This is a genomic window from Mycobacteroides immunogenum (assembly GCF_001605725.1).
GTDB lineage: Bacteria > Actinomycetota > Actinomycetes > Mycobacteriales > Mycobacteriaceae > Mycobacterium > Mycobacterium immunogenum.
Genome location: NZ_CP011530.1, coordinates 442,386 through 467,915, shown reverse-complemented (window position 1 = coordinate 467,915; position 25,530 = coordinate 442,386). Strand labels below are relative to the sequence as shown.

Sequence of the window (25,530 nt, the reverse complement as noted above, 5' to 3'; positions counted from 1 at the left end):
TCATAGTGAGGCCACCTCCACCTTCCCATCGCGTACCCGCACCAATCGCCGGTCGGGGATATCGACCCAGGACGGGTCGTCGTCGTACGGTTCACTGGCCACCACCACACCGTCGGCGGTCTCCAGGATCGACAGAGTGTCACCCCATGTCGTGGCGATCAATTCATTTCCGTTGGCCGCCAAGATGTTCAGCCGAGCCCCCGGGTCCGCGGAGCCGATCTGCCGCACCGTCTCACCCAGATTCTCCGGGCCCGACGCGAAGACCCGCGCCGCGAGAATCGCGCTGTCCACCACCGATTCGGCACCAGATACCTCGCCCACCGCACCGCGGTCGACGATTCCGTTGTGCGACAACAGCCATGTCCCGTCGGTGAACGGCGCGGCGGCCGACTCGTCGATGGGCATCCCTACGCTGGCGGACCGAACGGCCGCCACCACACAGCCGCTACGCAACACCGGCGCCACCGAGGCGAAGGACGCATCACCCCACAGTGGCCGCGCGCCGCGCCACCTGCGGGGCGCACCATCGGCGAAGAATCCGGCGCCCCAGCCGTCGGCGTTCACCAGCCCATGTTTTTGGCGCCGCGGCGAATAGGACTGCACCAAAAGACCGTGCGGTGGCTCCAGCATCAGCGAGGACAAGGACCTCGGCTCACCGAGCCAGCCCAGATGACGACACATGTCAGACGTCCCAGGCCAGACGAACGCCACTGAAGATCTGGCGGCGGATCGGGTGATCCCAATTCCGGAAGCTGGGTCGCATGATCGACGGGGCCACCGCCCACGAGCCGCCGCGCAGCACCCGATAGTCGCCGGCCCCAGAACCTTCGAAGAACGGTTCGCTGTACTGCTGGTAGATCATTGGCGTGAAACCGGGCCACGGCCGCAGCGGCGACGTTGTCCATTCCCACACATCGCCCAACATCTGCTCGGCACCATAAGCCGAGGCCGACTCCGGATAGGCCCCCACCGGCGCCGGCCCGAGGGCCCCTCCGCCGAGATTGGCCAGCTCACCGCTCGGTGGTGCGCTCCCCCACGGAAAACGTCGCCGCGCAGAGATTTCCGGATCCCAGACGCAGGCTTTCTCCCATTCGGCCTCGGTCGGAAGTCGCGCACCGGCCCAGGCCGCGTAAGCCTGGGCCTCGTGAAAGGTGATGTGCTGTACCGGCTCCTCGGGCACGATCTCCAGCTCGCGGCCAAACCGGGTCAGCGTGCCGCCGTGGTTCCAGAACTTGGGCGCCGTCAGGTTCTCCGCACACCGGTGCGCCCAGCCGATCTCGGTCCAGAATTCCTGACGCCGGTATCCACCCTCAGTAATGAATGCCGACCACTCGGCATTGGTCACCGGCACCCGGCCAATCCGGAAGCTCTTGAGATGCACCACATGCGCGGGCCGCTCATTATCGAGCGAGAACGGCTCATCGACGGCGTCAACGCCCAGTACAAACGGACCCTCCGGAACCAGTACCGACGTGCCCGCCACACCAGCCCGTCCAGGCGGCAGCGGGTCGGTGCGCTCCAGCAGGGCGGCACCGCGGCGAATCGACAAGGCCTGCATCATCGTTTCGTCATGTTGGTGCTCATGGCTCAGCACCATGGCGTACGCGAACTCGGCCGCCTCAGCCGAACCATCGGACGGCAGTGCCTCCAACCGGTCCAAGACCCGGCCGCGCACCTCGTGACAGAAGGCACGGGCCTGCGCCGGCGACAGCAGCGGCAGTTGCACCCGGCTGGCCCTGGTATGCCGGAATGCGTCATACAGCGACTCGATGTCCCCCGGCAGCATGCCCGGCCGGTGCGGGTCACCGTCACGCAGCAGCCATAGCTCTTCCTGTTGCCCGATATGCGCGAGGTCCCACACCAAGGGGCTCATCAGCGGGTCGTATTGACGATGCAACTCGGCGTCGTCGTGGTCGGTGATCGTCAACGTACGGGTCCGTGCGGCCGCGAGGTCCCGCGCCAACTCTTCGCGGCTCATCGCGACGCTCCCGAGAAAGCCTGTTCCACCCCGTATTCCGCGACGTTGTCCACGAAATCGTCTGCCGGACATCGGCCTTGTTCAACGCGTTCCAGCAGGAATTCCATGTCTGCGGCCAACTCGGCCGGTGCCACCGCGCAGGCCGCCGAGACCAACCGCTGCCCGGCCGCATGCAGGGCAGGATCCTCTACACCGATGCGTGCCGCCACGTCCCACGCATCACCCACAGGTTCGACGGCCTCCGCGGCAATGTCGGAGACCTGCGGGTGGTCAAGGGCGGCGACGGCCGTGAATGCCAGCGCGGGCCACCACCAATCCGGTGCCGCATCCAGATACCGCAGCTCCAACCAACGGCGCGGCCGCACCGGAGGAAACAGCGTGGTCAGGTGATAGTCGAGATCTTCGGTCGTCGGAGCCCGCCCGCCTAGCGACACGGTCCCGTCAACCCAGGATTGGAAGGGCACATGGGTGACAACCGCATCCGCGCCGTCCTTGTTTCGCACCAGCATCACGGGCGCGCGCAGGGCATATTCGGCCCAGGACTCGGCCGGATCGGCGCCGATCTGGACGGGAGCGCAGCGCCGCGGGTCCAGGTTGTCCCAGATCCACTGTCGAGTGTTTTGCCTGCCGGTACGACGACCGGCGAGCATCGGTGAGGACGCCGACAGCGCCGCCATCGTAGGACCGATCCGTTGCGCCAACACAAGTCTGTCCCGCCACTGGCGCGGGGTCCCGGATTGCACATTGACCTGCAATGACGCCGTGCAGGTCATCATCTGCAGCGCGGTTTCGCCGTATCCCACGGCGCCGAAATGGCTGGCCATCGCCGCGTACCGGGCGCCAGGATTGACGCGCTCGGGTGTGCGCAGCGGGTCGGTGCCCAGGCTGGCGAGCGCGATCCCGGCATCACGGTACGTCGAGGTCAGGATCTCGTGATCGGCTCGCATCGAGGAGATAGCGGACCAGACATCGGCATGCGGAGGCCCGGAGAGCTCGACGGCACCGCCCGGTTCAAAGGTGATCGCACTGGATCCGGGCAGGTCAGGAACCGAGTCAGCGACTTCATGGAGGCGTTTCCAGGTGACTCGGCGGTGCGGAGCCGTCAGCTCGACGGTATGAGATTCCAGCTCCAGCCCAACCGCGCCGACATGTGCGTCGGCGAAGGCCTGCCGAGCAATGTGCTCGGCAGCCTCGTCGTGCCCCGACAGGGTTCGGCCTGTGTCAGCCTCCGTCGCCGTGGTGGCCATCTCTCCAATGTTCCATAGGCCACCGACAAGTTGCTCTACTTCGGCTGGAGGCGGGCTCCACCGTCGATACGAATTGTCTCGGCGTTCATGTAGCTGTTGGTGACAAGCTCCAGGGCCAGCGAGGCGAATTCTTCGGGGTTACCCAGGCGCTGCGGGTACAGCACGTTCGGCGCCAGGCGGTCCTTGAACTGTTGCGCGGACTCACCCTCACCGTAAATCGGGGTGTCGATCAGACCCGGTGCGATGGTGTTCACGCGGATGCCGACGACCGACAGATCGCGCGCGATCGGGAGGGTCATGCCGACGATTCCGCCCTTGGACGCCGAGTACGCGGCCTGCCCGATCTGACCGTCGAAGGCCGCGACCGAGGCGGTGTTGACGATGGCGCCGCGCTCACCGAACTCGTCAACCGGCTCTTCCTGGCTGATAGCGGTCGCCGCGAGGCGGATCAGGTTGAACGAGCCGATCAGGTTGATGCCGATGACCTTGGAGAAGATGTCCAGCGAATGCGCCGAGGCGTACTGGCCGTCCTTGCCGATGGTGCGACCCGGCCAGCCGACGCCCGCGCAGTTGATGAGTACGCGCACCGGGCCAAGCTCCTTGGCAGCGTCGACGGCGGCGATGCCGTCGGCCTCGCTGGTGACATCGGTGTGCACGAAGGCGCCACCGAGTTCCTTGGCCAGAGCCTCACCCTTTTCGTCCTGTACGTCGGCGATGACGACCTTGGCGCCCTGTGCGGCGAGCAGGCGAGCAGTTGCGGCGCCCAGACCCGAGGCGCCACCCGTGACGATTGCAGACACACCATTGATATCCATGGCCGCACCATAACCGATCGGTTGGTTGGGAGATCGAGGCCCCATAGGCTTTGCAACCGTGACCGATGACCGACGCGCCATCCAGGATCTCGTCGCCCAGTACGCCAGTGCTGCCGACGGCCGCGACGTCGAGGCGCTGGTGACCTTGTTCTCCGCCGATGCCGAGTTGGTGCGCCCTTCGGCCCTGCTCCGTCGGGGTGATTCGGCTGTTCTACGGGGCCGCGAGACCATCGCGGATTCGATTGTCGCAGCGCTCAAACCGCTGTACGCGACGTATCACCTCATCGGGCAGCACACGGCGGCCATCGATGGTGACAGCGCGACGGGGGAGGTCTACTGCATGGCACACCACATCTACCTTCGTGGCGACGAGTACCGCGATAACACGATGGCGGTGCGCTACCTCGACACCTACGCCCGCGAACCCGCGGGCTGGGTCTTCACCCGCCGCGCTCCGGTGGTGGTGTTCAGCGAGGACCGGCCAGTTCGAGTCGGGTAGCGCACTCGGCCATCTCGTCGAGCACCGCCTCCAACGTGGTGGCGCGCCGCGAGGCCGAGAGCAACATCCGCCCCGCGCCCGCGTGAGCCGCCTGATCCAATGCTGCCTGGTCCACCCGATGTAGACCATGGCCCAGTACAAGATCGACGCCCGCCGGATCACGACCGGCATCAGTTGCCGCCACGCGCATGACGCCCACCGCGCGGGTCAGATCGTCGCCGACCAGACCGAGTGGCTGAAATCCGCTGCCCAGCCGGCCCGCACGTCTCGCCGCCGCCATGCTGTGCCCGCCGATGTACAGCGGAACACCATGCGGTTGAATCGGTTTGGGATACGAGTAGGCATTGTGGAACCGGTAGAACTGCCCGTCATAGGTGGCGGGACCGTCGGCCTCCCACAGCGTGCGCATCACCGCGATGGCTTCATCGGTCGCGGCGCCACGACGATCGAAGTCGCCGCCGCAGGCCTCGATCTCCTCGCGCATCCAGCCGACGCCCAGACAGATCCGCAACCGCCCGCGGCTGAGCCTGTCCAGGGTGGCCAGACGCTTGGCCAGCACCACGGGATGGTGGTCGGGTAGCACCAGTACGCCGGTGGAGAGCCCCAGCGTGGTGGTGGCGGCCGCGACGAAGGACAACAGCTCCAGCGGGTCGGGGATGTCCACATCGTCGGGCAGATGCGACTGCCCCGTCGGTGAATAGGGATACTCGCTCTGGGTGTCCCCGATGACAACCGCATGCTCCACCACCGAGATCTCGCTGAATCCCAGCTGCTCTGCGGCACGAGCGAATTGGAGGATATTGTCAGGCTCAGCGGTGATTCCAAGCTCCACGGGAGCGACGACACCGATCTTCACAAGCAGCCTCCTGACATCACCTGCCACCATAGGATCTCGCGAATGAGCCTGATCACCGACCTCCGGTCGACATCGCGTTTGGGTGTGATGGTGGCCGTGACCGCCGCGGCCGTGGGGATCATCTACGGGTACGACTCATCCAACATCGCGGGTGCCCTGCTGTTCCTCACCGAAGATCTGCGTCTTTCCACCCACGATCAGCAGGTGGCGGCCACTGCTGTGGTGGTCGGAGAGATCTTTGGCGCACTCATCGGCGGGCCGCTGTCCAACAAAATCGGCCGCAAGCGATCAATGGTCCTCGTGGCGGCGACATTTGGTGTCTTCTCGCTGCTATCCGCACTGGCAGTCGACCTGAATACCCTTGCCGCCGCACGATTTCTACTCGGCCTGACGGTGGGTGTCTCGGTCGTGGTGGTTCCCGTCTTCGTCGCCGAATCGTCCCCCACCAAGATCCGCGGCTCAATGTTGGTGCTCTATCAGTTGGCCTGCGTCACCGGGATCATCGCCGGGTATCTCATCGCCTGGGCGTTGTCCTCGACCGGCAGCTGGCGGCTGATGCTGGGCTTGGCCGCCATACCGGCCGCGTTGGTGCTGGTAGCGCTGATCAAGCTCCCCGACACGGCGCGCTGGTACATGATGCGCGGTGACCGGGTGCGGGCACGCGAGGTGCTCAGCACCGTGGATCCGGATATCGATATCGACCATGAGCTCGACGAAATCGCCGAGGCGCTGCAGGCCGAAGGCGGAGGTTCGGTGCTGGCACGGCTGCGGGAGATGATCACCGCCCCCTACCGCCGAGCTACCTTTTTCGTTGTCGGCCTTGGCTTCTTCATCCAGATCACCGGTATCAACGCGGTCGTCTACTACGGGCCGCGGATCTTTGAGGCCATGGGCATGTCGGGATACTTCGCCAAACTCGGCCTCCCGGCGCTGGTCCAGGTGGCGGCGCTGTTGGCGGTTTTCGTGTCGATGTCGACCATTGACCGAATGGGCCGGCGACCGATTCTCATGATCGGTATCGGCATCATGATCGTTGCCGACGCATTGCTGGTGGGGGTGTTCGCGGCGGGCGGGTCATCATTCGGTGGCGTGCTGACAGTCCTCGGATTCGTGGGAATCGTGCTCATCGCCGTGGGGTTCACCTTCGGATTCGGCTCCCTGGTGTGGGTGTACGCCGGCGAAAGCTTTCCCGCACGGCTGCGTTCCTACGGGGCCAGCGCCATGCTCACGTCTGACCTGGTGGCCAACGCCGTTGTCTCCATGTACTTCCTGACGCTGTTGACAACCCTCGGCGGAGTCGTCGCCTTCGGGGTCTTCGGGGTGCTCGCGGCGGTGGCGCTGGTATTTGTGTACGTACTGGCGCCGGAAACCAAGGGACGCAACCTCGAGGAAATCCGGCACTTCTGGGAAAGCGGGGGCGCGTGGCCCGAGGCGTAACGGTAGGGATCGACATCGGCGGGTCCAAGACCCGCGCGGTTGCCGTGGCCGATGGCCGGGTGATAAGCGACGCGCTGGCCGGTAGTGCCAACCTGCAATCGGTCACCGCGGACCAGGCGAAAGCCGCGTTCGCCGACATCTTCTCCCGGCTGGACCCCGATGCCATCTCTCGGGTGAGTGCCGGATCGGCCGGTGTGGATACCCCGGAGGGCGCTGAAACCTTGGTCGGACTGTTGCGCCCCTACGCGCCCCACGCCGACATCACCGCCGTGCATGACACGCAGTTGATCTTGGCGGCGGGCGGCTTGTCCGCAGGTATCGCGGTGATATCCGGCACCGGTTCGGTCGCCTGGGGAAGACGCGCCGACGGCACCACGGCGCGCGTTGGCGGCTGGGGTTACCTACTCGGAGATGACGGCAGCGGCTACGGTGTCTCGAGATCGGCCGTGCGGCACGCACTTGCGTTGTCCGACAGGGGAGATCCGCCGGACGCACTCTCCCGGAGGTTCGCCGCCGAATGCGGCATCACCGAACCCGCGCAGCTGCTCGACCATTTCTACGCCCACTCCGAGCGGCGGTACTGGGCGAAGATGGCGGGGCTGGTTTTCGAGCTCGCCGCCGCCGGCGACCCGGCCGCATTGGTGATCACCAAGCAAACAGCCATCGACTTGGCCGCCCTGATCGAGGGAGTCTGCATACGATTGGGGCCCGGGCTACCGGTGGTGCTCGGCGGCGGCCTGCTGGTCAACCAGCCAGGCCTGGTCGCCGATATCATCGAACGTACACGTACCTCTGGTGTTTCGGATATTGCTGTGCTGCAACGTGAACCGGTGTTCGGAGCGTTGGCCCTAGCCGGGGTCAACGTCGATGGATTGGAGAACGCATGACCGCGGGGACGCATATGGCTGACGAGATCCGTCAACAGCCGACCGTATGGGCGCGACTGCTCTCCGATGGCCGCGCGGCGATCTCGGAGGTAGCAGCGAAGATCATCGAGTACAGACCCCGGTTTGTGCTGTTTGTCGCGCGGGGCACCAGCGATCATGCCGCGTTGTACGGCAAGTACCTCACCGAGATCATCTGGCAGGTTCCCGCCGGACTGGCTTCACCGTCAACCATGACGACCTACGGTGCCAGGCCTGATCTTTCGGGAGTGCTGGTCATCGGGGTCAGTCAATCCGGCGGCTCGCCAGACCTGGTGCAGACGCTCACGGTCGCACGCCAGCAGGGCGCGCTCACGGTGGCGGTGACCAACGCCGCACGCTCTCCATTGGCCACCGCGGCCGAGCACCACGTCGACGTGCTCGCCGGGCCCGAACTCGCCGTCGCGGCGACCAAGTCCTACACCGCACAACTGTTGGCGCTCTATCTGCTGCTGACCGATGTGGCGGGCCGGGACAACACGGCCGCCGAGTTGCTCCCCGAGCGCGGCGAGGAGATCCTGCACAGCGCCGTCGTGCAGCAGCTGGCCACCCGTTACCGCTTCGCCTCACGCCTGGTCACCACCGGGCGCGGCTACTCCTATCCGACGGCGCGTGAAGCCGCTCTCAAGCTGATGGAGACCAGTTACCTTTCTGCTCAGGCATTCTCAGGCGCGGATCTGCTGCATGGACCGTTGGCGATGATCGACCCCCAGGTGCCGGTAATCGCCATCGTGCCCGATGGCGTCGGCGGCCGGGCCATGAACGACGTGCTGCACCGGCTGGCCGGACGCGGCGCCGACGTCTGTTGCATCGGATCGGTCGACGCGGTGGCGGCGACCGGACTGGGCGTGACCCTGGAGCCCACCCTTGAGGAGCTCTCCCCCATGCTGGCCATCATTCCGCTGCAGCTGCTGGCCATGCAGCTGGCGATCGGTCGCGGCGAAAACCCGGATGTGCCAAGAGGTTTGTCCAAGGTGACCGAAACACTGTGAAGCACCAGTGACCGCTTCCGGATTTTTCGACATGCACGTGCACGGCGGGGGCGGCGCGTCATTCGGCGACGATGCCGATGCCAATCGGGTTGCCGCCGCCTGGCACCGGGCACACGGCACCGACGGCATGCTGGCCAGCCTGGTCACGCTGGCACCCGATGACCTACTCGGTGCCGTCCGCGTGCTCGCCGATATGACCGGCACCGAGGGAATCGCCGGTATTCATCTGGAAGGGCCGTGGCTTTCGCCACGCTACGCCGGCGCTCATGATCGGCGACTACTGCGCGAGCCGGACCTCGCCGAGTTGGAGCGGCTACTCGATGCCGGCGACGGACATATCGCGATGGTCACCATCGCCCCGGAGCTGCCGGGCGCGATCCCCGCCATCGAACTACTCTCCGCCCGGGGCGTGGCCGTCGCCGTGGGACATACCGACGCGACATATGAGCAAACGTTGCAAGCGATTTCGGCGGGGGCGACGGTAGCCACCCATCTCTTCAACGCGATGCGACCGGTCCACCATCGCGAGCCCGGACCGATTCCCGCGCTGTTGGAGAGCCCGGAGGTAACCATCGAACTCATCGCCGACGGGGTGCATATCCATCCCGCGATCTACCGCATGGTGCTGGCCACCGTCGGTCCCGACCGAATTGCCCTTGTCACCGATGCCATGTGCGCGGCCGGAATGCCGGACGGCGCCTATCAGCTCGGTCAACTGCCGGTCAGGGTCGCCGGCGGTGAGGCGCGGCTACCGGACGGCACGATCGCGGGTAGCACCGCGAGCATGGCCGAACTCCACCGATTCGCCGAAACGCAGGCGGGCGCCCGGATCGCGGCGCTGCAAACATCCGTCAATCCCCGGCGCGCGGTGGGTATCTAGGCGGCGTCGTAGCGGGGTCTGATGATCTTCGCGATGCGCTGCAGGCGTTGGTAGCTTTCCGGGCCGGCCGAGCACGCGCGTAGATCGGTCGTGGTGTTACGGACACTGGACAGCAGCCGAGAGCAGGACATGCGGGCTCCGTCGCTGGTAATCATCACGTAGGAGCCGACCATCGCGTCGCCGTCCCGTTGCAACGACCCGACCACATACCGCCACTGGGCAGAGTCGTGCACGGTCTGCTTCGCGCACTTGCGCCACATGTTCATCTCCGTGGAGGCGAAGTCCCGCGCCTCGTCGTCCGTGGGGTAAACAGCGACGCTTTGTGCTACCTGGACGTTCCACGGCGAGCTGTCCTGCAGATACTGATTGTGCGCGGCCATGTATGACCCCCGGTCATAGGTGGCCACCGACGGACGGATCACACTGCCGCAGTCCGGCCTGTCTGTGGTGAGGTCCTCGAGTGCGCTGTATCGATCGACGACAGGAAAGTCGGCGTTCATCACCGAGGATGCCTCGTCCGGTGTGACCATCAAATCGTCGATCGCGGCGGGCAGAATCGGCGAGCCCTGCTCGGCAGCGGCCGGTGCCGCGAATGCCAATGCCCCCGATAGCACGATCGTCACTACCGACATCCTCATGGTCTATACCTCCCATACTCGCGGACCGGCGATCTTCATCAACTCGAACGCACGCTCCCCATCACTCTTGGAAACCGTTGAACACGTGCGGATATCGATGGCGACATTGCGTTCGCCGAGCAGTACATGCTGGCACGACGCGTGTGCCGAATCGTTACGGGTATAGCCGACGGCCAGCACGTTGTCGACCTGGGTTACGTCTCGGACGTCCGCGGTCGATTGCAGCGTAGAGCCGTCGATCGCCAGCTCGGAGACATCGACCGTCTGGTGCTCGCACTTGCGCCAGCGATCGGCCTCGCTACGCGCGAAGTCGCGGGCCTCGTCATCAGAGCTGAAGACCGCCACACTCTGATCCACCAAGGTGAACCAGCCCGGGTGATCCCAAAGCGCCTGCGAGTGTGCGGCCGTGTAGGGCGCCCGGTCGTAGCTCGACACCGAGGCCAGCACCACACTTCCACAGTCCGGCCTATCGGTGTCCAGGGCGAAAGTGGCGCTCTGGTGTTGCGTATTGGGCAGGCCAACACCCATCACCCGCTCGGCTTCCCGTTGGGTGAGCATGAGGCGGTCGATGGCCGACGGCGGCACGTGGGGCGAGGGTTCGGCGCCGGCCGTGGCCGGGGCCACGATGCCCAACGCCACCAGCAGGGCCCCCGCCATCGAACGCATGCGCTCCCCCTCGCCTCGGCCTCCGATTCCTGTGTATTGAACTCTAGGACCGCGTGCGGCGCAGCTCGTTGGCCAGCTCCACGGCATCGGGCGGCTGTGCTCCGTGTCTGGTGCAGGTGATGGCCGCGGCCACCGCCGCACGGTGCAACGCCTCGGGCAGATCCAGCCGGCTCCGATAGAACCCGTCAAGGAAGGCGCCGGAGTAGGTGTCGCCGGCACCGACGGTGTCGACGACGGTCACCGGGTGGGCTGGGACGTGCAGCGGCGATGGTTCGCCCCGCCGGAACGCCAACGAGCCCTCCGATCCGCAGGTGATCACCGCGATCTCGATGCGCGGGTGCTCGTCGAACCAACCGCCCACGGTGTCCCGTACCGACACACCCGGGTACAGGTACTCGAGGTCGTCGGTGCTGGCCCGGGCCACCTGCGCGATGGACAACCACGGGACGAGCCGTTCGGCGTAGGTTTCCCGGTCCGCGATGAGGGTGGGCCGCACGTTCACATCGAATGTGAGCGGGATGTCCGCGTAATGCCGCAGGATCCATGCGCGCACCTCGTCACGTTCACTCCAGAGCACGCTGGCGATCGAACCCGCCCAGATCGCCACCGGAGCATCCACCGGATCGGGAAGTGACTTGATCACAACATCATTGGCGGTTCCCCGCCAATAGAACTGATATTGGGCGGTCCCGTTTTCATCGATGTCGGCAACGGCCAATGTCGCTGGCAGCTCATGCCGCATGACCAACGACTGGTCGACCCCCGCCTCGGCAAGCTTTTGTACGCACTGGCGCCCGAACGCATCACGGGACACATGAGTGAGCAAGGCGGCCGGCGCGCCCAATTTCGCCGCGGCAATCGCGGTGTTGTACGGCCCACCACCGGGTACTGGCCGCCATAATCCACCGGTCGCCGGAACCAGATCAACGAGCGTCTCGCCGCAGACAACGATGCTGCCTCCACTGGCCACGAGTCCGAGATTACCCGAGACCAGTTTGGTGACAGCACCTTCCGCCGCAGCTAGGCCCTGGCCACGCGGGGCAGCAGAGCCTGGATGAGGTCGAGGGCACGGTTGCCGTCCCGCTCCGCGCATGCCCGTACGTCGATGGCCACGTTTCGCAACGGCGCGAGCGCGTGCTGGCAGTAAATGACTCCACCGAAATCGGTCGGCCACGTGTAGCCGACCACCAGAACCTCTTGTACCTGGACGATATTGCGCAGCTGCACCCACTCACGACTCGTGCTTCCGTCCGGCTGCGGCAGGAGGGAGGTGACCCGCTGGTTCTCGCAGGCGCGCCAGCGATCCGCCTCGCCCAGTGCGAAATCTGTCGCGTCCGACCACTCGGGAAAGATCACCATGCTCTGTTGCACCAGGCGAAGCCAGCCGGGCCTGTCCACAAAGGACCGGAACCGCCCCGATAGGTAATTGGACGATTCATAGCTCGCGGCCGATGCGAAAACCACACTGCCGCAATCGGGCCTGTCAGTGCGGTCCGACACCAGCCCCGCCCAATCCGCGGACACCTGCATGCTGGCGCCCATGACGGGGTCCACATCCCCGGACGCAAGCATCAGGCCGGGCAGCGCTTCGGTCTGCACGGGCAGCTCGTCGGGATTCGCCGACGCGGTGCCCGCGGACGCCACCGCCATCGTCATCGCCAGCACGCAAAACAGCGACGCCACCCCCAGGACAGTCCTCATAACTGCAGGAGCCTAGATGAGTGGCGCCCTGCCGCTTACCAAGACAAGCTCTATCCCTGCGTATTTCGCTCGGCACCACGGGCAAAACTCGGTGGCAGGCGCCCGCGTCGACACTTATGCTGCCAGCCGTGTCCCAGTCCCGAATCGATGATGTTGTCGCAGGCGCGCTGACCTGGACGGAGGTCGATCTCGTCGACATCGATGACTCCTCCTCCCGACCTATTCGGGATGCGTTGGAGGAGTTCGGGATCAGGGTGCACTATCACCCCATCGGGCAACCCCGCCATATCGTCTCGGCACTGGGAAGTACGCGGCCGGTCGCCCCGTTTGTCATCCTCGGCTGCCACGGCGATGAAGGCCGAATCCTGCTCCCCGAGCTCGGTGAGCCCGTCGCCTCTGCACAGCCGTTCAACGGACTGATGGGCCCGGACGAGGTACGCCGGCACCTGCGGCTTGCCGGAAGTTTCGTGGTGTCCCTCGGATGCGAAACGGGGAGCCCCGAACTCGCAGAGGCATTTCTGGACACGGGCGCCGCCGGCTACTTCGCACCCCAGGAGGCTCCCGACGGGCACGCGGCCTTTCTTGTCGCGGTGCTCTTCTTTTACGAATTGACCGGCGGCAAGACCGTGGCGGAGGCGGCGCAGCGAGCGCGTGAGTACGACGGCGCGACAAGCATGTGGCGGCTCTGGTCACCGTAGTCCCCGCACCTCAGCACGCTGGGTGTTGACACCGGCACCTACATATTGTTCTATGCGAATGTATGCATTCGTAGAGAGGGCGCTCATGGCCATGGCGGTGCTTGTCCTGTACCTGACGTTCGTCGCCGCGGGGCTCGGCTGGAAGAGCTACCGCCAGTGGCGCGCGACCGGGTCCACCGGTTTCCGCGGATTCCACGGCCGCCCGGGTTCCCTCGAATGGCTCGCCGGGGTGGGCTTCATCGCCGCGATACTCGTTGCCCTCCTCGCCCCCATCCTGCAGCTCACCGGCCTCGCCACTCCCCTTGCCGCGCTTGATAACCGGCCGGTCCAGGTCGCCGGAATCGTATTGGCGGCGGTAGGACTCGTCGCGACGATAGGGGCACAACAAACGATGGGCGAATCCTGGCGGGTTGGCGTCGACACCCAGGAAACCACCGCGCTGGTCTGCGCCGGAGTCTTCGGCTGGATACGCAATCCAATTTTCACCGCAATGCTGCTGTTCGCCACGGGGGCGGCACTGATGGCGCCGAACCCCCTGGCCCTCAGCGGTTTCGCACTACTGGCCGCATCCATCGAGCTGCAAGTGCGCGTCGTCGAGGAGCCCTACCTGCTGACAGTGCACGGCGCCGCCTACCGTGAATACGGATCGCGGGTCGGTCGATTCCTGCCCGGAATCGGCAGGTTCACCGCCCAGGGTTGATAAGGCCACCGCCACGGGTGGTGGCCAACTCGTACGCCGATTCCGCGTGCTCGGCGTCGTCCAGACCGTCGGACTCGTGCTGCGGGTGCGACCGGATGCCCAGGGAATGCCGCAATCCCAGGCCGATGAGCCCGGTGACCGCGACCGAATAGACAAGTACGGCGACCACCCCGACCAGCTGCAACCAGAGCTGATGCAGCCCACCGCCGTACAGCAGACCATTCACGCCGGCAGGTGCGGCGGCACTGCCGACGATACCGATCATCAATGTTCCGACAATGCCGCCGACCAGGTGCACACCCACCACGTCCAGCGAATCGTCGTATCCCAGGCGATATTTCAGCTCAATGGCGAGGGAGCTGACCGCACCGGTCACGGCACCGATAACCAGCGCGCCGATCGGGGTAACCGCCGCGCACGACGGTGTGATGGCCACCAGGCCGGCCACCACACCCGAGGCCGCACCGAACGAGGTCGGCTTGCCATGCCGAATCTTTTCCACCAGCAGCCAGCTGGCCATCGATATCGCGCCTGCCCCAAGGGTGTTGGCGATGACCAGCGCGGCGGTGCCGTCGGCGGCCAACGCCGAACCCGCGTTGAAACCGAACCAGCCGAACCACAGCAGCCCAGCTCCGAGCATGACGGCGGGCAGGTTGTGCGGGCGCATCGCCTCTCGCGGCCAGCCGCGCCGCTTACCCAGGACAATCGCCAGCGCCAAACCGGCGGCACCCGAATTGATCTCCACCGCGGTGCCACCGGCGAAGTCCAGAACACCCAGATTCGCAAGCCAGCCACTCTTGTCGGCGGTGGTGCCTTGCACCGCGAACACCCAGTGCGCGACCGGGAAGTACACCAGGGTGGCCCACAACGCGGTGAAAGCGATCCACGGCAGGAAACGCATGCGGTCGGCCACCGCGCCCGCGATGAGGGCGACGGTCACCATGGCGAACCCGGCCTGGAACATCACGAACACCAGAGCCGGAATCTTCGTCGGCCCCCACAGTGGAACCGACGACGCCTTGTAGTCGCCCTCGAACAAATGCTGCAGGCCGGCGAACTGGAACGGATCGCCCAGCAGACCGCCCCCGATATCGGTACCGAAGGCCATCGAGTACCCGAAGAACACCCAGAGCACCCACACCACGGCGACGGCCGAGAAGCACATCATCATCATGTTCAGGACGCTCTTGGCGCGCACCATGCCGCCGTAGAAGAAGGCCAGTGCGGGGGTCATCAGGAGCACCAGCGCGGCGCTCGTCAGCACCCAGGCGGTATTGGCCGCGTCCGGCACTCCCATATGCGGAAACATGCGCTGGCTACTCCCGGCTCGTGCGATTAGGTCAGCGTGAGTGTAGGGAAGCCACTACCGGCATGTGCAGGACCTCATCTAAACTAGAACACGTTCCAGTTTTCCGACGCGCCCCATCACCCCTACAGGAGCGGCAATGCATACCCCCATCTGCGACGAGCTCGGCATCGAGTTCCCGATTTTTGCCTTTACCCACTGTCGCGACGTCGTGGTCGCGGTGAGCAAGGCCGGCGGCTTCGGCGTGCTCGGCGCCGTCGGATTCACCCCTGAACAGCTCGAGATCGAGCTCAACTGGATCGACGAGCACATCGGGGATCACTCGTACGGCGTCGACATCGTCATTCCCAACAAATACGAAGGCATGGACGCCAACATGTCGGCCGAAGAGCTGACCAAGATGCTCCAGTCGATGGTGCCGCAAGAGCACCTGGACTTCGGCCGCAAGCTGCTGGCAGATCACGGCGTACCCGTCGAAGAGGGCAACGACAATGCCCTGCAGCTGCTGGGCTGGACCGAGGCCACCGCGACACCCCAGGTGGAGATCGCGCTGCGCCATCCGAAGATGACGCTGATCGCCAATGCGCTGGGTACACCCCCGGCCGAGATGATCAAGCACATCCACGACGCCGGCCGTAAGGTAGCGGCGCTGTGCGGCTCGCCCAAGCAGGCCCGCAAGCACGCCGACGCTGGGGTGGACATCATCATCGCCCAGGGCGGCGAGGGTGGCGGGCACTGCGGCGAGGTGGGCTCGATCGTGCTGTGGCCGCAGGTGGTCAAGGAGATCGCGCCGGTGCCGGTACTGGCCGCCGGCGGCATCGGCAGCGGCTACCAGATTGCCGCGGCACTGGCCATGGGCGCGCAGGGCGCGTGGAGCGGCTCACAGTGGCTCATGGTGGAAGAAGCCGAGAACACCGCGGTGCAACAGCAGACCTACGCCAACGCCACCAGCCGCGACACCGTGCGCAGCCGATCCTTCACAGGTAAGCCCTGCCGCATGCTCAAGAATGACTGGACCGAGGCCTGGCAGACCGAGGGCAACCCCGAGCCGCTGGGAATGCCCTTGCAGTACATGGTTTCCGGGATGGCAGTGGCCGCCACACACAAGTTCCCGGATCAGACGATCGACGTCGCGTTCAACCCGATCGGTCAGGTTGTCGGGCAGTTCACCAAGGTCGAGAAGTCAGCCGCGGTCATCGAGCGCTGGGTCCAGGAGTACCTGGAAGCCACCAATACGCTCAACGAGCTCAATGAGGCCGCGGCGTCGGTCTAAAACCGGATCGAGCGGTACCGGCCTGGGCCAATCTTCTACTGGCCCAGGCCGTTCTGCATGGTGTTGGCCAACACATTCACCGCGAGGCTGCCATTGCCCGGCTGGCAGACCTTGGCCTGCAGCAGCACGTTCTCACGCCTGCGCGTCTGGGTGAAGCAGCGGCGATCAACGCCCGCTTCTTCCTTCACCCACGCGGCATCGGTGGCGCCCGGCGCCGGACCGGTGAATGTCCATACCTCGCGCCGGCCGTCCTCTAGGAGCAGCGTGGCCGTCTGCCCGGAACATCCCCGGGTGCGGTCCACCACCCGGTGATAGGCCCGGTCGGCAGCATCGTTGTTGGCGAACACTCCGATCGATTGCTTCACCAAATGCGTTGCATCCGTGGCGGAATCTTGCGTTGTCGCGCCACGGAACGACGCCAGATCCGGATCGGCGTACACCTCATCGAGGCCGATATCGGACCAGTTATTGCATTCCGGGATGTCCACCGAGAATGCCTGGAACGGCTGCGTGAACTCACTGTGGGAACCCAATTGCACACCCACGACATTGCTCACCGACCCACGGGCGAGCACCGCGTAATTGACCACACCCGGATCAGACGGGCCGGCTCCTGCCGCCGGGGCCGCCATGAGGCCGAGGGCCGCTGTCGCCACCGACATCAGCGCTATCCGAGTCATCGCCATCACACGCCCGCTTCCATCGCATCGGCAATACGCGTCGCGGCGCGCTCCCCATTCCCCGGCGAGCACACCTTCACCTGGAACAAGGCCTCCTGCCGCGCACGCATCTCTACATAACACGTGCGGTCGTTGGCGCTATTGGCCATCGACCAGCCGGCGGCACCATCGGCGGAGTTCCCTTGCGTGAATGTCCATGTATCCGTTACACCTTGGTCGTCGGTGACCTTGATCGGGTGCCCGTAGCAATCCGACATGAACAGCAACGCCACCACCGGATCAACCGCGGCAATTCTGCTGTTGAATACGCCCACAGCCTGTTTCACCGAGTACCGGGCATCTGACGCGGACTTCTGCGATGAGCTGCCCTGGTATGCGACCAGCGTTCCCGGGTTTCCATTGAAAACCTGGTCCAGCCCGACATCGGCGAAGTCCACGCAACTGGGCTCACTCACCTGAATACCGGTGGAGGGGGCACTGAGGCTCCGCGAGGCCTGCAGCTCGACCCCCACGATCTTGCTGACCGCGGCAGGTTTCTGCAGGACACTGTCGATCGCCTCGGGGCCTATGGCATGCGCCTCGGGCGCCAGCGCCAAGGCAATCACCGGAACTACCGCAAGAAGCACGCGTACGCCGTTGGACATGTCACGAGCATACGGAAGGCGCCGGCCCTCCCAAGGAGGAACCGGCGCCTACTGAAATTCACCTACTTTGCGTCTAGACCTGCACGGACGCCCTCTTCGACAGTCTTACCCAGCTCGGGGTCAACGCTCTTCCAGTACTCGAAGACGCGCGAGAGAACGGGCTCGGAGACGCCTCCCAACACGTGACCGACGATGTTGCCGGCCAGCCGTGCACGTTGCTCGTCATTGAGCACCTCGCGCACCAGCGTTCCGGCCTGCACGAAATCCCCATCCTCTGCGTGCTGGATGTACCCGGCGCGCACCGCGGTGCCGTCGAACTCCCATACCCCGCCGTCACCGGCCGCCTCGGGATCCGCGTGCGGCCCGCCAAAGGAATTGGGCGCGTACACCGGCACTTCCGGATCGTTGAAGTGGTAGCGCATCGGCCCCTCCTTGGAGTAGGAGTTCACCGCCGCCGCACGCGGCGCGTTCGGTGGCAGCTGGGCGTAGTTGGTGCCGATCCGGTAGCGATGTGCGTCCGCATAGGCGAAAACGCGACCCAGCAGCATCTTGTCGGGCGAGAAACCAATGCCGGGAACGATGTTCGAGGGTTCGAAGGCGGCTTGCTCAATCTCTACGAAGTAGTTCCGCGGGTTGCGGTTAAGCGTCCACTTGCCGACCTCGATCAGCGGGTAGTCCTTCTTCGACCACACCTTGGTGAGGTCGAAGGGGTTGAACCGATAGTCCGCCGCCTCGGCCACCGGCATGACCTGCACATGAAGCGTCCAGCTCGGAAAGTTGCCTTCCTCGATGGCATTCCACAGGTCGCGACGGTGGGTATCGGCGTCCGAACCCGCCAATTCATCCGCCTCTTGCTGTGTGAGGAAACCGTGCCCCTGATCGGTCTTGAAGTGGTACTTGACCCAGAAGCGCTCGCCCTCGGCATTGACCCACTGGTAGGTGTGCGAGCCATATCCGTTCATATGCCGGTAGGTCTTGGGGATGCCGCGGTCACCCATCAACCAGGTGACCTGGTGCGCGGTCTCGGGACGCAGCGTCCAAAAGTCCCACTGCATGTTGTGGTCGCGCAGTCCCGAACCGGGCAGTCGCTTCTGCGATCGGATGAAGTCGGGAAACTTGATGGCATCGCGGATGAAGAACACCGGGGTGTTGTTGCCCACGAGGTCGTAGTTGCCGTCTTCGGTGTAGAACTTCACCGCGAATCCACGCGGGTCACGCCAGGTGTCCGGGCTGCCCTGTTCCCCAGCGACTGTCGAAAAGCGAACCAGTGACTCAGTTTTCACGCCCGGCTGGAACAGCTTGGCCTTGGTGTACTTCGAGACGTCAGCGGTGATGACCAGCTCGCCATACGCACCGGCACCCTTCGCGTGCACGATGCGCTCGGGTACGCGCTCCCGGTTGAACTGGGCAAGCTTCTCGATCAGGTAATGGTCATGGAGCAACACCGGGCCCTGCGTACCCGCGGTCAGCGACTCGTCATCGCTCTCGACCGCGATTCCGGTATTGGTTGTGGTGCGGTTGGACATGCGAAATCCTCTCGGCTTGCGGGCTACTTGGACTGGCACCCCACCCGGCGCGCACTGGGCTGCGACTGCTCAACAGTCGAATAAAACTGCGCACCAAGCACATCAAGCGCTGCTCGGCGCAGCGCCGTGATCCGCAGTCCCGCCCGGCGCAGGCGTGCGCCGGAAGCGGGGGGCCGTACTGCGGTCACTCCCCCAGTATGCCTCTTTTCTAGACTGAGTCAAGAAAAGGTTTAACCAAGAGGTCCATTAATGACGAAGTACGCCCCGGCAGCGATGAGAGCAAAACCAACGAAGTGATTGAGCGTGAGCTTCTCGCCCAGATACCAGACCGCGAAGCCAAGAAACACCGTCAGGGTGATGACCTCTTGCATCGCCTTGAGTTCGGCGCCGGAATACACCTCACTGCCAAGCCGATTCGCGGGAACTGCCAGACAGTACTCAAAAAACGCGATGAGCCAGCTGACCAGGACCACCACCCACAACGGGTGGTCCTTGAACTTCAGATGCCCGTACCAGGCAAAGGTCATGAAAATGTTCGAGCAGATGAGCAGCACCGGCGGCAGCAATCTGGCGGCAATCATGTCCACATTCTGTAGATCTTCCCTGTCAATCGTCCACAGCCGCTAGCCTGCTGCGCATGGGCAGCGACGCATTGCACGACCGATACGTCCAAAGCTGCCTCGGTGGGTTACATGTACGGATCGGGGGCGAGGGGCCCGCGATCCTCTTTTGGTCCAGCCTGCTGATGACCGGTTCGATGTGGGCCGACCAGGCCGAGTACTTCGCGGGCGGCTACACCGTGATCCTCGTCGATCCGCCCGGCCATGGCGACAGTCAATCACTGAGCCGAATGTTCCGCTTCGAGGATTGTGCGCATGCCATCGAACAAATCCTCGACACACTCGGCATAGAGCGCGCGCACATCGTCGGTAACTCGTGGGGCGGAATGATCGGCGGTACCTTTGCCGCCGGGTATCCGCACCGGGCGGGAGCATCGGTGTTGATGAACGCCACCGCGTCGCGGGCCAGTACCCGCCAGAAGGTCGAGTTTCGGCTGCTCACCGAGGTTGTTCGGATCCTCGGCCGATTCCGCGAGCCACTCACCACCCGTGCCGTGAGGGCTTTTGCCGGGCCGACCAGTCTCCGCGAGCGTCCACGCGTGGAGCAGACCATCCGCGCCGGGCTGCGCGACCTCAACGTTGACTCGGTGTACTGGGCGGTCAACAGCGTGGTTCCGGCGCGGCCCGATCAGCGTGAATTGTTCGGGCGCATCACCACGCCCATCCTGGTGATCGCGGGGCGCGAGGATCCGACGTTTCCGGTCGGGGAAACCGAACTCATGGCCGACGCCATCCCCGGGGCCGAGTTCGTCATCATGGAAAGCACTGGGCATCTCGCGGCGTTGGAGCGCCCCGATGAGGTCAACGCCCTGATCGACGAGTTCCTCAAGCGGCACCCGATCGAGGATTAGCCCACAAAATCCGCGACCAAGCGCAGCGCGAAGACGATCATCACCGGCAGCGCGATGAACGGCAGCGCCGCTTCGGCAGCGGCCCGTGAACCGATGAGTGCGACGATGAGTAGGCACAGAGCGATCGCCATAGCGGCTCCAACGCAGAAGCTGATCAGTTTCGATCGCCGCAGGCTCGCCCACAGTGCCCGGGCCGAGTGCCGTGGCACGCTCAGCACCATCCACACCGGCAGCGCTATCACGGCGACCGCGAGCAGTGCCGCGATCATTCGCGCGGGAAGAGGCAACTGCTGGTTGCCATACCGGGTGGCCACCGCGGCCGACGCACCCAGGATTACCAAGGCCAGGAAGTTCACCGGAGTCATCACGCTGACAACGCGATTGAAAACCTCGGAGACGCCCGCCCGCACGTCATCGGCCCGGCGGATGTCCATGGCGCCCAGGTCCAGATAGGCCCGCAACGCGCTCGCCAACCGCCACCGCCGCGACTGCGCTCTGCCAACGTTTTCCATCGCCGAGGCATTGCCCGGGTCGATACGCAGAGCTGATCGAAATTCCTTGAGAGCCTTACCCTTCCATCTCCGCATCCCGATGATCTGACCCCGCAGATTACGATAGGAAGAATCATCCGGATCGATACGAAGCGCCTCATCGATGGCGGCCAGCGCCGCTCGTTTATGCCTTCGCGCGTACAGCACCACCGCCATCATGTAGTGACTGGACGCCCGGTTCGGGTGCATCCGCACCAGGTGCTGCGCGGCCGCCATGGCGGGCATCTTGTTCCAGCCGCGCAGCAGCACCCAAATGCGGATTCGTTGGGCCTGGCCATTACTGGGATCGAAACGCAGTGCGTTATCCGCGTACCACATCGCCCCGGCATGGTGTCCAACTTGTAGATCCAGGTACGCACCGGTGGCCAGCAGATCGGGCGTGTCGGGCCATCGCGTCAACGCATCGGCAAGGTGAGCCCGAGCGGTGTCGTACTGGCGTATCCCGATCAATTCTTCAATCATCAACGAACGAGCCAGCGGTGTGTCGCCGGCTGATGTCATCGCGATCGCCTATTACGCAGGTACTTCGCCAATTCGTCGTAGCTGCCATCGGAGTTGGAGAACTCGACGACGTTGCGCGCGGTGTCGAACCAGCCCCCGGCGCTAGGACCCACTTGCGCAATGGCCGTGTCGATATCCGCCATCCGCACTGGCCGTACCTGTCCACTGCTGATCGAGTCGGCCATCGCGAATTGTGTTGCCGTGTTGCAGATATGGGCCAGATCGGCACCGGACCTGCCCTCTGTGCGCTTGGCAATCGATTTGAGATTGATGCCCTCAAGCGGCCGCTCACGCAGGTGGTATTTGACGATAGCGACACGCGCCTCCTCATCGGGTAGCGCCACCAAGATCATGCGGTCAAACCGGCCGGGCCGGCGTAGTGCGGCATCCACGTCCCACGGGTGATTGGTGGCACCCAGCACGTACAGTCCCTCGTTACTCTCCGTCGCCGGATCAAGCTCCGCGAGAAGCTGATTCACCAGCGGTCGAAGCCCCGAGCCGCCCGAAAGCTGGGACCGGCGATGCCCCAGCGCGTCGAGCTCGTCAAAAAACAGCACGCATGGGGTGTTCCGGCGCGCGATTTCAAAGATCTCGTGCATCCGCTGCTCACTCTGCCCAAAGATCGGGTGCATGACGTCCGAGATGCCGACGGGATAGAAATTGGCACCCAATTCGCCAGCCACCGCGCGGGCCAGGAACGTCTTGCCGCATCCCGGCGGGCCGTACAGCAGCAGACCGCCCCTTGCCGACACGCCAAAGGCCTTGACCAGCTCGGGGTTACGCAACGGCCCGAACAAAGACAGGTCCAGCTGTCGTTTGACATCGGCCATCCCGCCGACGTCCGAGATTCGAACCTCGGATTTCTCCAACGCTCCCACATCGTTCGGCCCCAGGGGCTCAGGCTCTTCTTCAACGAAGGCCGGCCGGACGATATCGGCCACTTGATCCTCGGCTGCCGACCAGTCGAAACCTGCCGCGGCGGCGGCAGGCTCAGGAGCCGGCGAGTTCAGACCGGCCGAGCACGCGGCAAGCAACTCCAGTGCCTTGGTGTCTCCCGGCGACTGTTGCAGCGCGACGGTGCAATGGTTGAGCGCCTCGGCGAATCGGCGGCGCTGAACCAACAGCTCGATGACACGCAACCGCAGTGCCAGAACGTCCGGGCTTGCCTCCACGGCAGCCAGCATTTCGGCGATCACAGCGTCGTCGGCCACGAAATCCCTCCCCCAGCGATGGTGCGCTCAGTAGAGATCGTTGTCGAGGCTCTTCGCCAGACGCATGTCGGCGAAGGCCCCTTCAAGATCACCGAGCTCGCGCCGAAGAATAGCGCGCATTGCCAGCGCGTCGGGAAAGTCCGGATTGATATCAAGCGCTTCATCGATGGCGGTCAGCGCTTCATTGGGTTTGCGGGCACCGTTGAGCGCCCAGGCGTGCACGTAGTGGTTAATGGCATCGTGACTGCCGTATCGCACTGCGGAAAGCGCGCATTCGATCGCGTCGAAGTGCCGGCCCATGCTGCCGAGGCAATAGGCAAGGATCCGCCAAGACCGGGCGTCCTTGTGCTCAAGCTCCAGTGCGTCATTGGCGAGACGCAGCGCCTCGCTATCGTCTCCGGACGCCAGGGCCTCGCTCGCGCGAGTTGCCAGCTCTTCAGCGTCCACAGAACCGACCGTACGCGAACCTTGATCGTTGGTTATCCACTCATCGGCGGCGATGTCGATTAAGGTTCCGCTAGCAATCATCGAGGCCCATCGTAACCAGCTGTCATACGGACGTCGACAACTCTGGTAACAACCGAATGTTAGTTAGCCCACACCGGCCCGCAGCGGATTCACCGCGAATTCGATCACCCGATAGGGAGCGTGATCGCGTGAGTCGGTGTTCCACTGGCTGACGTAGATGCTGAGCCGATCCAACGTCGAGTCCGGGCCGATGTAGCCGCCGTAGGGCTGAGCCAAGGTGTTGTCCCACGACTCAGGCAGCTCGTCGGCGACGGCGGGCCAGGCGCCGGCATTCACCACCGTCGTAACCGGTACCGCACCGAGCCGCGTTGGACTGTCGGCCACCCGCACCTCAACATTGCCGGTGGTCTGGTTGAAGTACGACAGCACCGCCTGCCCATCGACCATCTTCATGCTCATCTCGCCCAGGTGATCACCCCACAGCGGCGTCGGGGAACGCCCCCAGGCTCCCTTGCCTTGCGCGTCGACGCCCCAGCCCTGCCACGTCGAGCGGTCGGTGAAAGTGTCCGGCTTGGCCCGGTACAGCACCGCGGGCAATGAGCGATCGAATGCGTCACTGACGACGTACACCCAGCCCTTCGGCGACTCCTGGGTCCACAACGGGTCGTAGTAGCCGCTGATCTGTGTCTGCTGACCGCCCGCGTAATCGCCCGGCCGCACCGACCCCGGTACGGTCGCCCACCCGGCACGGAACGGGTCCGGCCGCACCAGCCGTGTCGATTGCGGGATCAGATTCTTGGTGACGGCCACCAACAACCAGTTGGTGCCGTTGATGTCCACGACGCCGGAGGGCAGCTGAGAGAAGCCCGGCGGGGCCGGATCGGCCAGCAGCGGGCGGTCGGTACCCAGGACGCCGGAATGCCGGACACCGGATACGCCGGGAACCGACTCGGTGTCGACACGCAGCGCGACCGGCGAGTGCCATCCGCCGTACCCCACGCCCTGCCCGGCAAAGCTGTCACCGCAGATCTGCAGCATGCCGCCGGTAAAGACCATGAACTCACACAGATCTGTCGCGCCCAGGTTGTAGTCGGCGGTGGCGGTGCCCGTGCCGGCGACCGGCCCGATACGTACTACCTCGCCGGGATCAAGGGGCGGCGAAGCGGGCCGTAATGGATCGGCCCCAGCGGGCGCACCGGCGAGCAATCCGGTGACGACAAGCGTTGCGGCAGTTACCAACACCGCAATCGGCCGCACGCGCATCTCCCGTCCGGCACCACCCGGTGCCACTGAGCCCCAAAGCTCACAGGGTAGTCAGTGACACCGTGCGCGGCTCGCGATGGGCCAACTACGGGCGGGGCGGCGCGACCGGCCCCGGCGGCACCGTGATGGTCACGCTCGGCGGCTGGCCGGTTGGCGGCGTGCGCTGCCAGCCCGGATTCGCGGGATTGTCGCTGTCCCGGTCGCCGCGCTGATCGCGCCCCTCATGTCCATCGCGGCCGCCATCGCGACCCCAGTCTCGCCCGTGGTCACCATTCCAGCCACGGTCGCGGTCTCGGTTCCAGTCACCGCCACCGCGAGCCATGCCGGCATCGGGTCCACCGTGACGGAACATCATCGCCGCCCGGTCACGATGCTCGCCATGGTGGTGGGTATGCGCGCCCACCATCAGGCCGGCACCGAACGTCGCGGCCAGCACACAGGCACCGCCTGCGGCAACCGTCGCTATCGACAACACCTTGCCGAGGTTGCGGGACTTCTTCGGGGCCGGCTCCGCGGCGGCAACCGTGGACACGGCAGGCACCGGTTCAGTTGGGTTTTCGGGTATTTCTGCATTTGTCATGCCCCGAGAATGACTCGGTAAGCCTG

General features: G+C 65.0%; 29 protein-coding genes. 9 read left to right on the top strand and 20 right to left on the bottom strand.

Annotation, left to right across the window (positions count from 1 at the left end):
- Genes egtC through ABG82_RS02360 form a run of 4 tightly spaced genes read right to left on the bottom strand, consistent with a single transcriptional unit; the run spans position 1 to position 4,040 of the window.
- Positions 1 to 681 carry an ergothioneine biosynthesis protein EgtC gene (gene egtC, locus ABG82_RS02375; RefSeq protein ID WP_043078456.1) on the bottom strand — a complete coding sequence of 227 codons (681 nt, stop codon included), beginning with the start codon at positions 679 to 681 and terminating at the stop codon, positions 1 to 3.
- 1 nt (position 682) lies between these two features.
- The gene (gene egtB, locus ABG82_RS02370; RefSeq protein WP_043078455.1) at positions 683 to 1,978 is read right to left on the bottom strand and encodes an ergothioneine biosynthesis protein EgtB; all 1,296 of its coding nucleotides are present in this window, start codon (positions 1,976 to 1,978) and stop codon (positions 683 to 685) included.
- Positions 1,975 to 3,225, bottom strand: a complete 1,251-nt coding sequence (egtA, locus tag ABG82_RS02365) for an ergothioneine biosynthesis glutamate--cysteine ligase EgtA (RefSeq protein WP_043078454.1) — start codon at positions 3,223 to 3,225, stop codon at positions 1,975 to 1,977. The genes egtB and egtA overlap by 4 nt, the downstream gene beginning before the upstream one ends.
- A gap of 35 nt (positions 3,226 to 3,260) precedes the next feature.
- Positions 3,261 to 4,040 (bottom strand): SDR family NAD(P)-dependent oxidoreductase, encoded by a 780-nt coding sequence (locus ABG82_RS02360; protein WP_005063198.1) that lies wholly within the window; start codon positions 4,038 to 4,040, stop codon positions 3,261 to 3,263.
- Between the two features lie 58 nt (positions 4,041 to 4,098).
- Between ABG82_RS02360 and ABG82_RS02355 the strand changes: the two genes are divergently transcribed.
- The gene (locus ABG82_RS02355; protein WP_043078453.1) at positions 4,099 to 4,539 is read left to right on the top strand and encodes a nuclear transport factor 2 family protein; all 441 of its coding nucleotides are present in this window, start codon (positions 4,099 to 4,101) and stop codon (positions 4,537 to 4,539) included.
- Here ABG82_RS02355 and ABG82_RS02350 read toward each other — a convergent pair.
- Complete coding sequence (locus ABG82_RS02350) at positions 4,508 to 5,395, bottom strand: LLM class F420-dependent oxidoreductase (RefSeq protein ID WP_043078521.1); 888 nt, start codon at positions 5,393 to 5,395, stop codon at positions 4,508 to 4,510. The genes ABG82_RS02355 and ABG82_RS02350 overlap by 32 nt on opposite strands.
- 42 nt (positions 5,396 to 5,437) lie before the next feature.
- Between ABG82_RS02350 and ABG82_RS02345 the strand changes: the two genes are divergently transcribed.
- From ABG82_RS02345 to ABG82_RS02330, 4 genes are read left to right on the top strand one after another with little or no spacing between them, the layout of a single operon-like run.
- Complete coding sequence (locus tag ABG82_RS02345; protein ID WP_043078452.1) at positions 5,438 to 6,832, top strand: sugar porter family MFS transporter; 1,395 nt, start codon at positions 5,438 to 5,440, stop codon at positions 6,830 to 6,832.
- Positions 6,817 to 7,719: an N-acetylglucosamine kinase gene (locus tag ABG82_RS02340; protein ID WP_043078451.1), complete on the top strand. Its 903-nt coding sequence runs from the start codon at positions 6,817 to 6,819 to the stop codon at positions 7,717 to 7,719. The genes ABG82_RS02345 and ABG82_RS02340 overlap by 16 nt, the downstream gene beginning before the upstream one ends.
- Positions 7,720 to 7,733: 14 nt before the next feature.
- A complete protein-coding gene (locus tag ABG82_RS02335) occupies positions 7,734 to 8,747 on the top strand; it encodes an SIS domain-containing protein (protein ID WP_043078450.1) in 1,014 nt (337 codons plus the stop codon).
- Positions 8,748 to 8,754: 7 nt separating this feature from the next.
- The gene (locus ABG82_RS02330) at positions 8,755 to 9,627 is read left to right on the top strand and encodes an N-acetylglucosamine-6-phosphate deacetylase (protein WP_174544326.1); all 873 of its coding nucleotides are present in this window, start codon (positions 8,755 to 8,757) and stop codon (positions 9,625 to 9,627) included.
- On the opposite strand, the gene ABG82_RS02325 is transcribed toward ABG82_RS02330, so the two are convergent.
- From ABG82_RS02325 to ABG82_RS02310, 4 genes are read right to left on the bottom strand one after another with little or no spacing between them, the layout of a single operon-like run.
- Positions 9,624 to 10,259: a sensor domain-containing protein gene (locus tag ABG82_RS02325; RefSeq protein ID WP_043078449.1), complete on the bottom strand. Its 636-nt coding sequence runs from the start codon at positions 10,257 to 10,259 to the stop codon at positions 9,624 to 9,626. The two genes, ABG82_RS02330 and ABG82_RS02325, sit on opposite strands and share 4 nt — an antisense overlap.
- Positions 10,260 to 10,268: 9 nt before the next feature.
- A complete protein-coding gene (locus ABG82_RS02320) occupies positions 10,269 to 10,931 on the bottom strand; it encodes a sensor domain-containing protein (RefSeq protein ID WP_043078448.1) in 663 nt (220 codons plus the stop codon).
- A 43-nt stretch (positions 10,932 to 10,974) separates the two neighbouring features.
- Complete coding sequence (locus ABG82_RS02315; RefSeq protein ID WP_043078447.1) at positions 10,975 to 11,901, bottom strand: PfkB family carbohydrate kinase; 927 nt, start codon at positions 11,899 to 11,901, stop codon at positions 10,975 to 10,977.
- 50 nt (positions 11,902 to 11,951) lie between these two features.
- A complete protein-coding gene (locus ABG82_RS02310; protein WP_043078519.1) occupies positions 11,952 to 12,614 on the bottom strand; it encodes a sensor domain-containing protein in 663 nt (220 codons plus the stop codon).
- 146 nt (positions 12,615 to 12,760) lie between these two features.
- Between ABG82_RS02310 and ABG82_RS02305 the strand changes: the two genes are divergently transcribed.
- Together ABG82_RS02305 and ABG82_RS02300 are read left to right on the top strand one after the other, a co-directional pair.
- Positions 12,761 to 13,330 carry a hypothetical protein gene (locus ABG82_RS02305; protein ID WP_043078518.1) on the top strand — a complete coding sequence of 190 codons (570 nt, stop codon included), beginning with the start codon at positions 12,761 to 12,763 and terminating at the stop codon, positions 13,328 to 13,330.
- 85 nt (positions 13,331 to 13,415) lie between these two features.
- Complete coding sequence (locus tag ABG82_RS02300) at positions 13,416 to 14,030, top strand: methyltransferase family protein (RefSeq protein WP_043078517.1); 615 nt, start codon at positions 13,416 to 13,418, stop codon at positions 14,028 to 14,030.
- Here ABG82_RS02300 and ABG82_RS02295 read toward each other — a convergent pair.
- The gene (locus ABG82_RS02295) at positions 14,014 to 15,339 is read right to left on the bottom strand and encodes an ammonium transporter (RefSeq protein ID WP_043078446.1); all 1,326 of its coding nucleotides are present in this window, start codon (positions 15,337 to 15,339) and stop codon (positions 14,014 to 14,016) included. The two genes, ABG82_RS02300 and ABG82_RS02295, sit on opposite strands and share 17 nt — an antisense overlap.
- Before the next feature lie 136 nt (positions 15,340 to 15,475).
- On the opposite strand from ABG82_RS02295, the gene ABG82_RS02290 reads away from it, so the two are divergent.
- The gene (locus ABG82_RS02290; RefSeq protein WP_043078445.1) at positions 15,476 to 16,609 is read left to right on the top strand and encodes a nitronate monooxygenase; all 1,134 of its coding nucleotides are present in this window, start codon (positions 15,476 to 15,478) and stop codon (positions 16,607 to 16,609) included.
- Between the two features lie 35 nt (positions 16,610 to 16,644).
- On the opposite strand, the gene ABG82_RS02285 is transcribed toward ABG82_RS02290, so the two are convergent.
- From ABG82_RS02285 to ABG82_RS02270, 5 genes are all read right to left on the bottom strand, one after another.
- On the bottom strand, positions 16,645 to 17,295 hold the full coding sequence (locus ABG82_RS02285) for a sensor domain-containing protein (RefSeq protein ID WP_043078444.1): 651 nt from the start codon (positions 17,293 to 17,295) through the stop codon (positions 16,645 to 16,647).
- Positions 17,295 to 17,933, bottom strand: coding sequence for a sensor domain-containing protein (locus ABG82_RS02280; RefSeq protein WP_043078443.1), 639 nt, complete (start codon positions 17,931 to 17,933; stop codon positions 17,295 to 17,297). The genes ABG82_RS02285 and ABG82_RS02280 overlap by 1 nt, the downstream gene beginning before the upstream one ends.
- 62 nt (positions 17,934 to 17,995) lie before the next feature.
- Positions 17,996 to 19,459: a catalase gene (locus tag ABG82_RS02275; protein ID WP_043078442.1), complete on the bottom strand. Its 1,464-nt coding sequence runs from the start codon at positions 19,457 to 19,459 to the stop codon at positions 17,996 to 17,998.
- Between the two features lie 23 nt (positions 19,460 to 19,482).
- On the bottom strand, positions 19,483 to 19,647 hold the full coding sequence (locus ABG82_RS28115; protein WP_155772765.1) for a hypothetical protein: 165 nt from the start codon (positions 19,645 to 19,647) through the stop codon (positions 19,483 to 19,485).
- 42 nt (positions 19,648 to 19,689) lie between these two features.
- Positions 19,690 to 20,040 (bottom strand): DMT family protein, encoded by a 351-nt coding sequence (locus tag ABG82_RS02270; protein WP_043078441.1) that lies wholly within the window; start codon positions 20,038 to 20,040, stop codon positions 19,690 to 19,692.
- 56 nt (positions 20,041 to 20,096) lie between these two features.
- Here ABG82_RS02270 and ABG82_RS02265 point away from each other — a divergent pair, with 56 nt between their 5' ends.
- Positions 20,097 to 20,930, top strand: a complete 834-nt coding sequence (locus ABG82_RS02265; protein ID WP_043078440.1) for an alpha/beta fold hydrolase — start codon at positions 20,097 to 20,099, stop codon at positions 20,928 to 20,930.
- Here ABG82_RS02265 and ABG82_RS02260 read toward each other — a convergent pair.
- From ABG82_RS02260 to ABG82_RS02240, 5 genes are all read right to left on the bottom strand, one after another.
- Positions 20,927 to 21,982, bottom strand: coding sequence for a tetratricopeptide repeat protein (locus tag ABG82_RS02260; RefSeq protein ID WP_043078439.1), 1,056 nt, complete (start codon positions 21,980 to 21,982; stop codon positions 20,927 to 20,929). The genes ABG82_RS02265 and ABG82_RS02260 overlap by 4 nt on opposite strands.
- Entirely contained in the window at positions 21,979 to 23,193 is a 1,215-nt protein-coding gene (locus tag ABG82_RS02255; protein ID WP_043078438.1) for an ATP-binding protein, read from the bottom strand. The genes ABG82_RS02260 and ABG82_RS02255 overlap by 4 nt, the downstream gene beginning before the upstream one ends.
- 27 nt (positions 23,194 to 23,220) lie before the next feature.
- On the bottom strand, positions 23,221 to 23,721 hold the full coding sequence (locus ABG82_RS02250) for a tetratricopeptide repeat protein (RefSeq protein ID WP_043078437.1): 501 nt from the start codon (positions 23,719 to 23,721) through the stop codon (positions 23,221 to 23,223).
- A 63-nt stretch (positions 23,722 to 23,784) separates the two neighbouring features.
- Entirely contained in the window at positions 23,785 to 24,951 is a 1,167-nt protein-coding gene (locus ABG82_RS02245) for a DUF4185 domain-containing protein (RefSeq protein ID WP_043078436.1), read from the bottom strand.
- Positions 24,952 to 25,009: 58 nt separating this feature from the next.
- A complete protein-coding gene (locus ABG82_RS02240) occupies positions 25,010 to 25,504 on the bottom strand; it encodes a hypothetical protein (protein ID WP_043078435.1) in 495 nt (164 codons plus the stop codon).
- Positions 25,505 to 25,530: the final 26 nt, after the last annotated feature.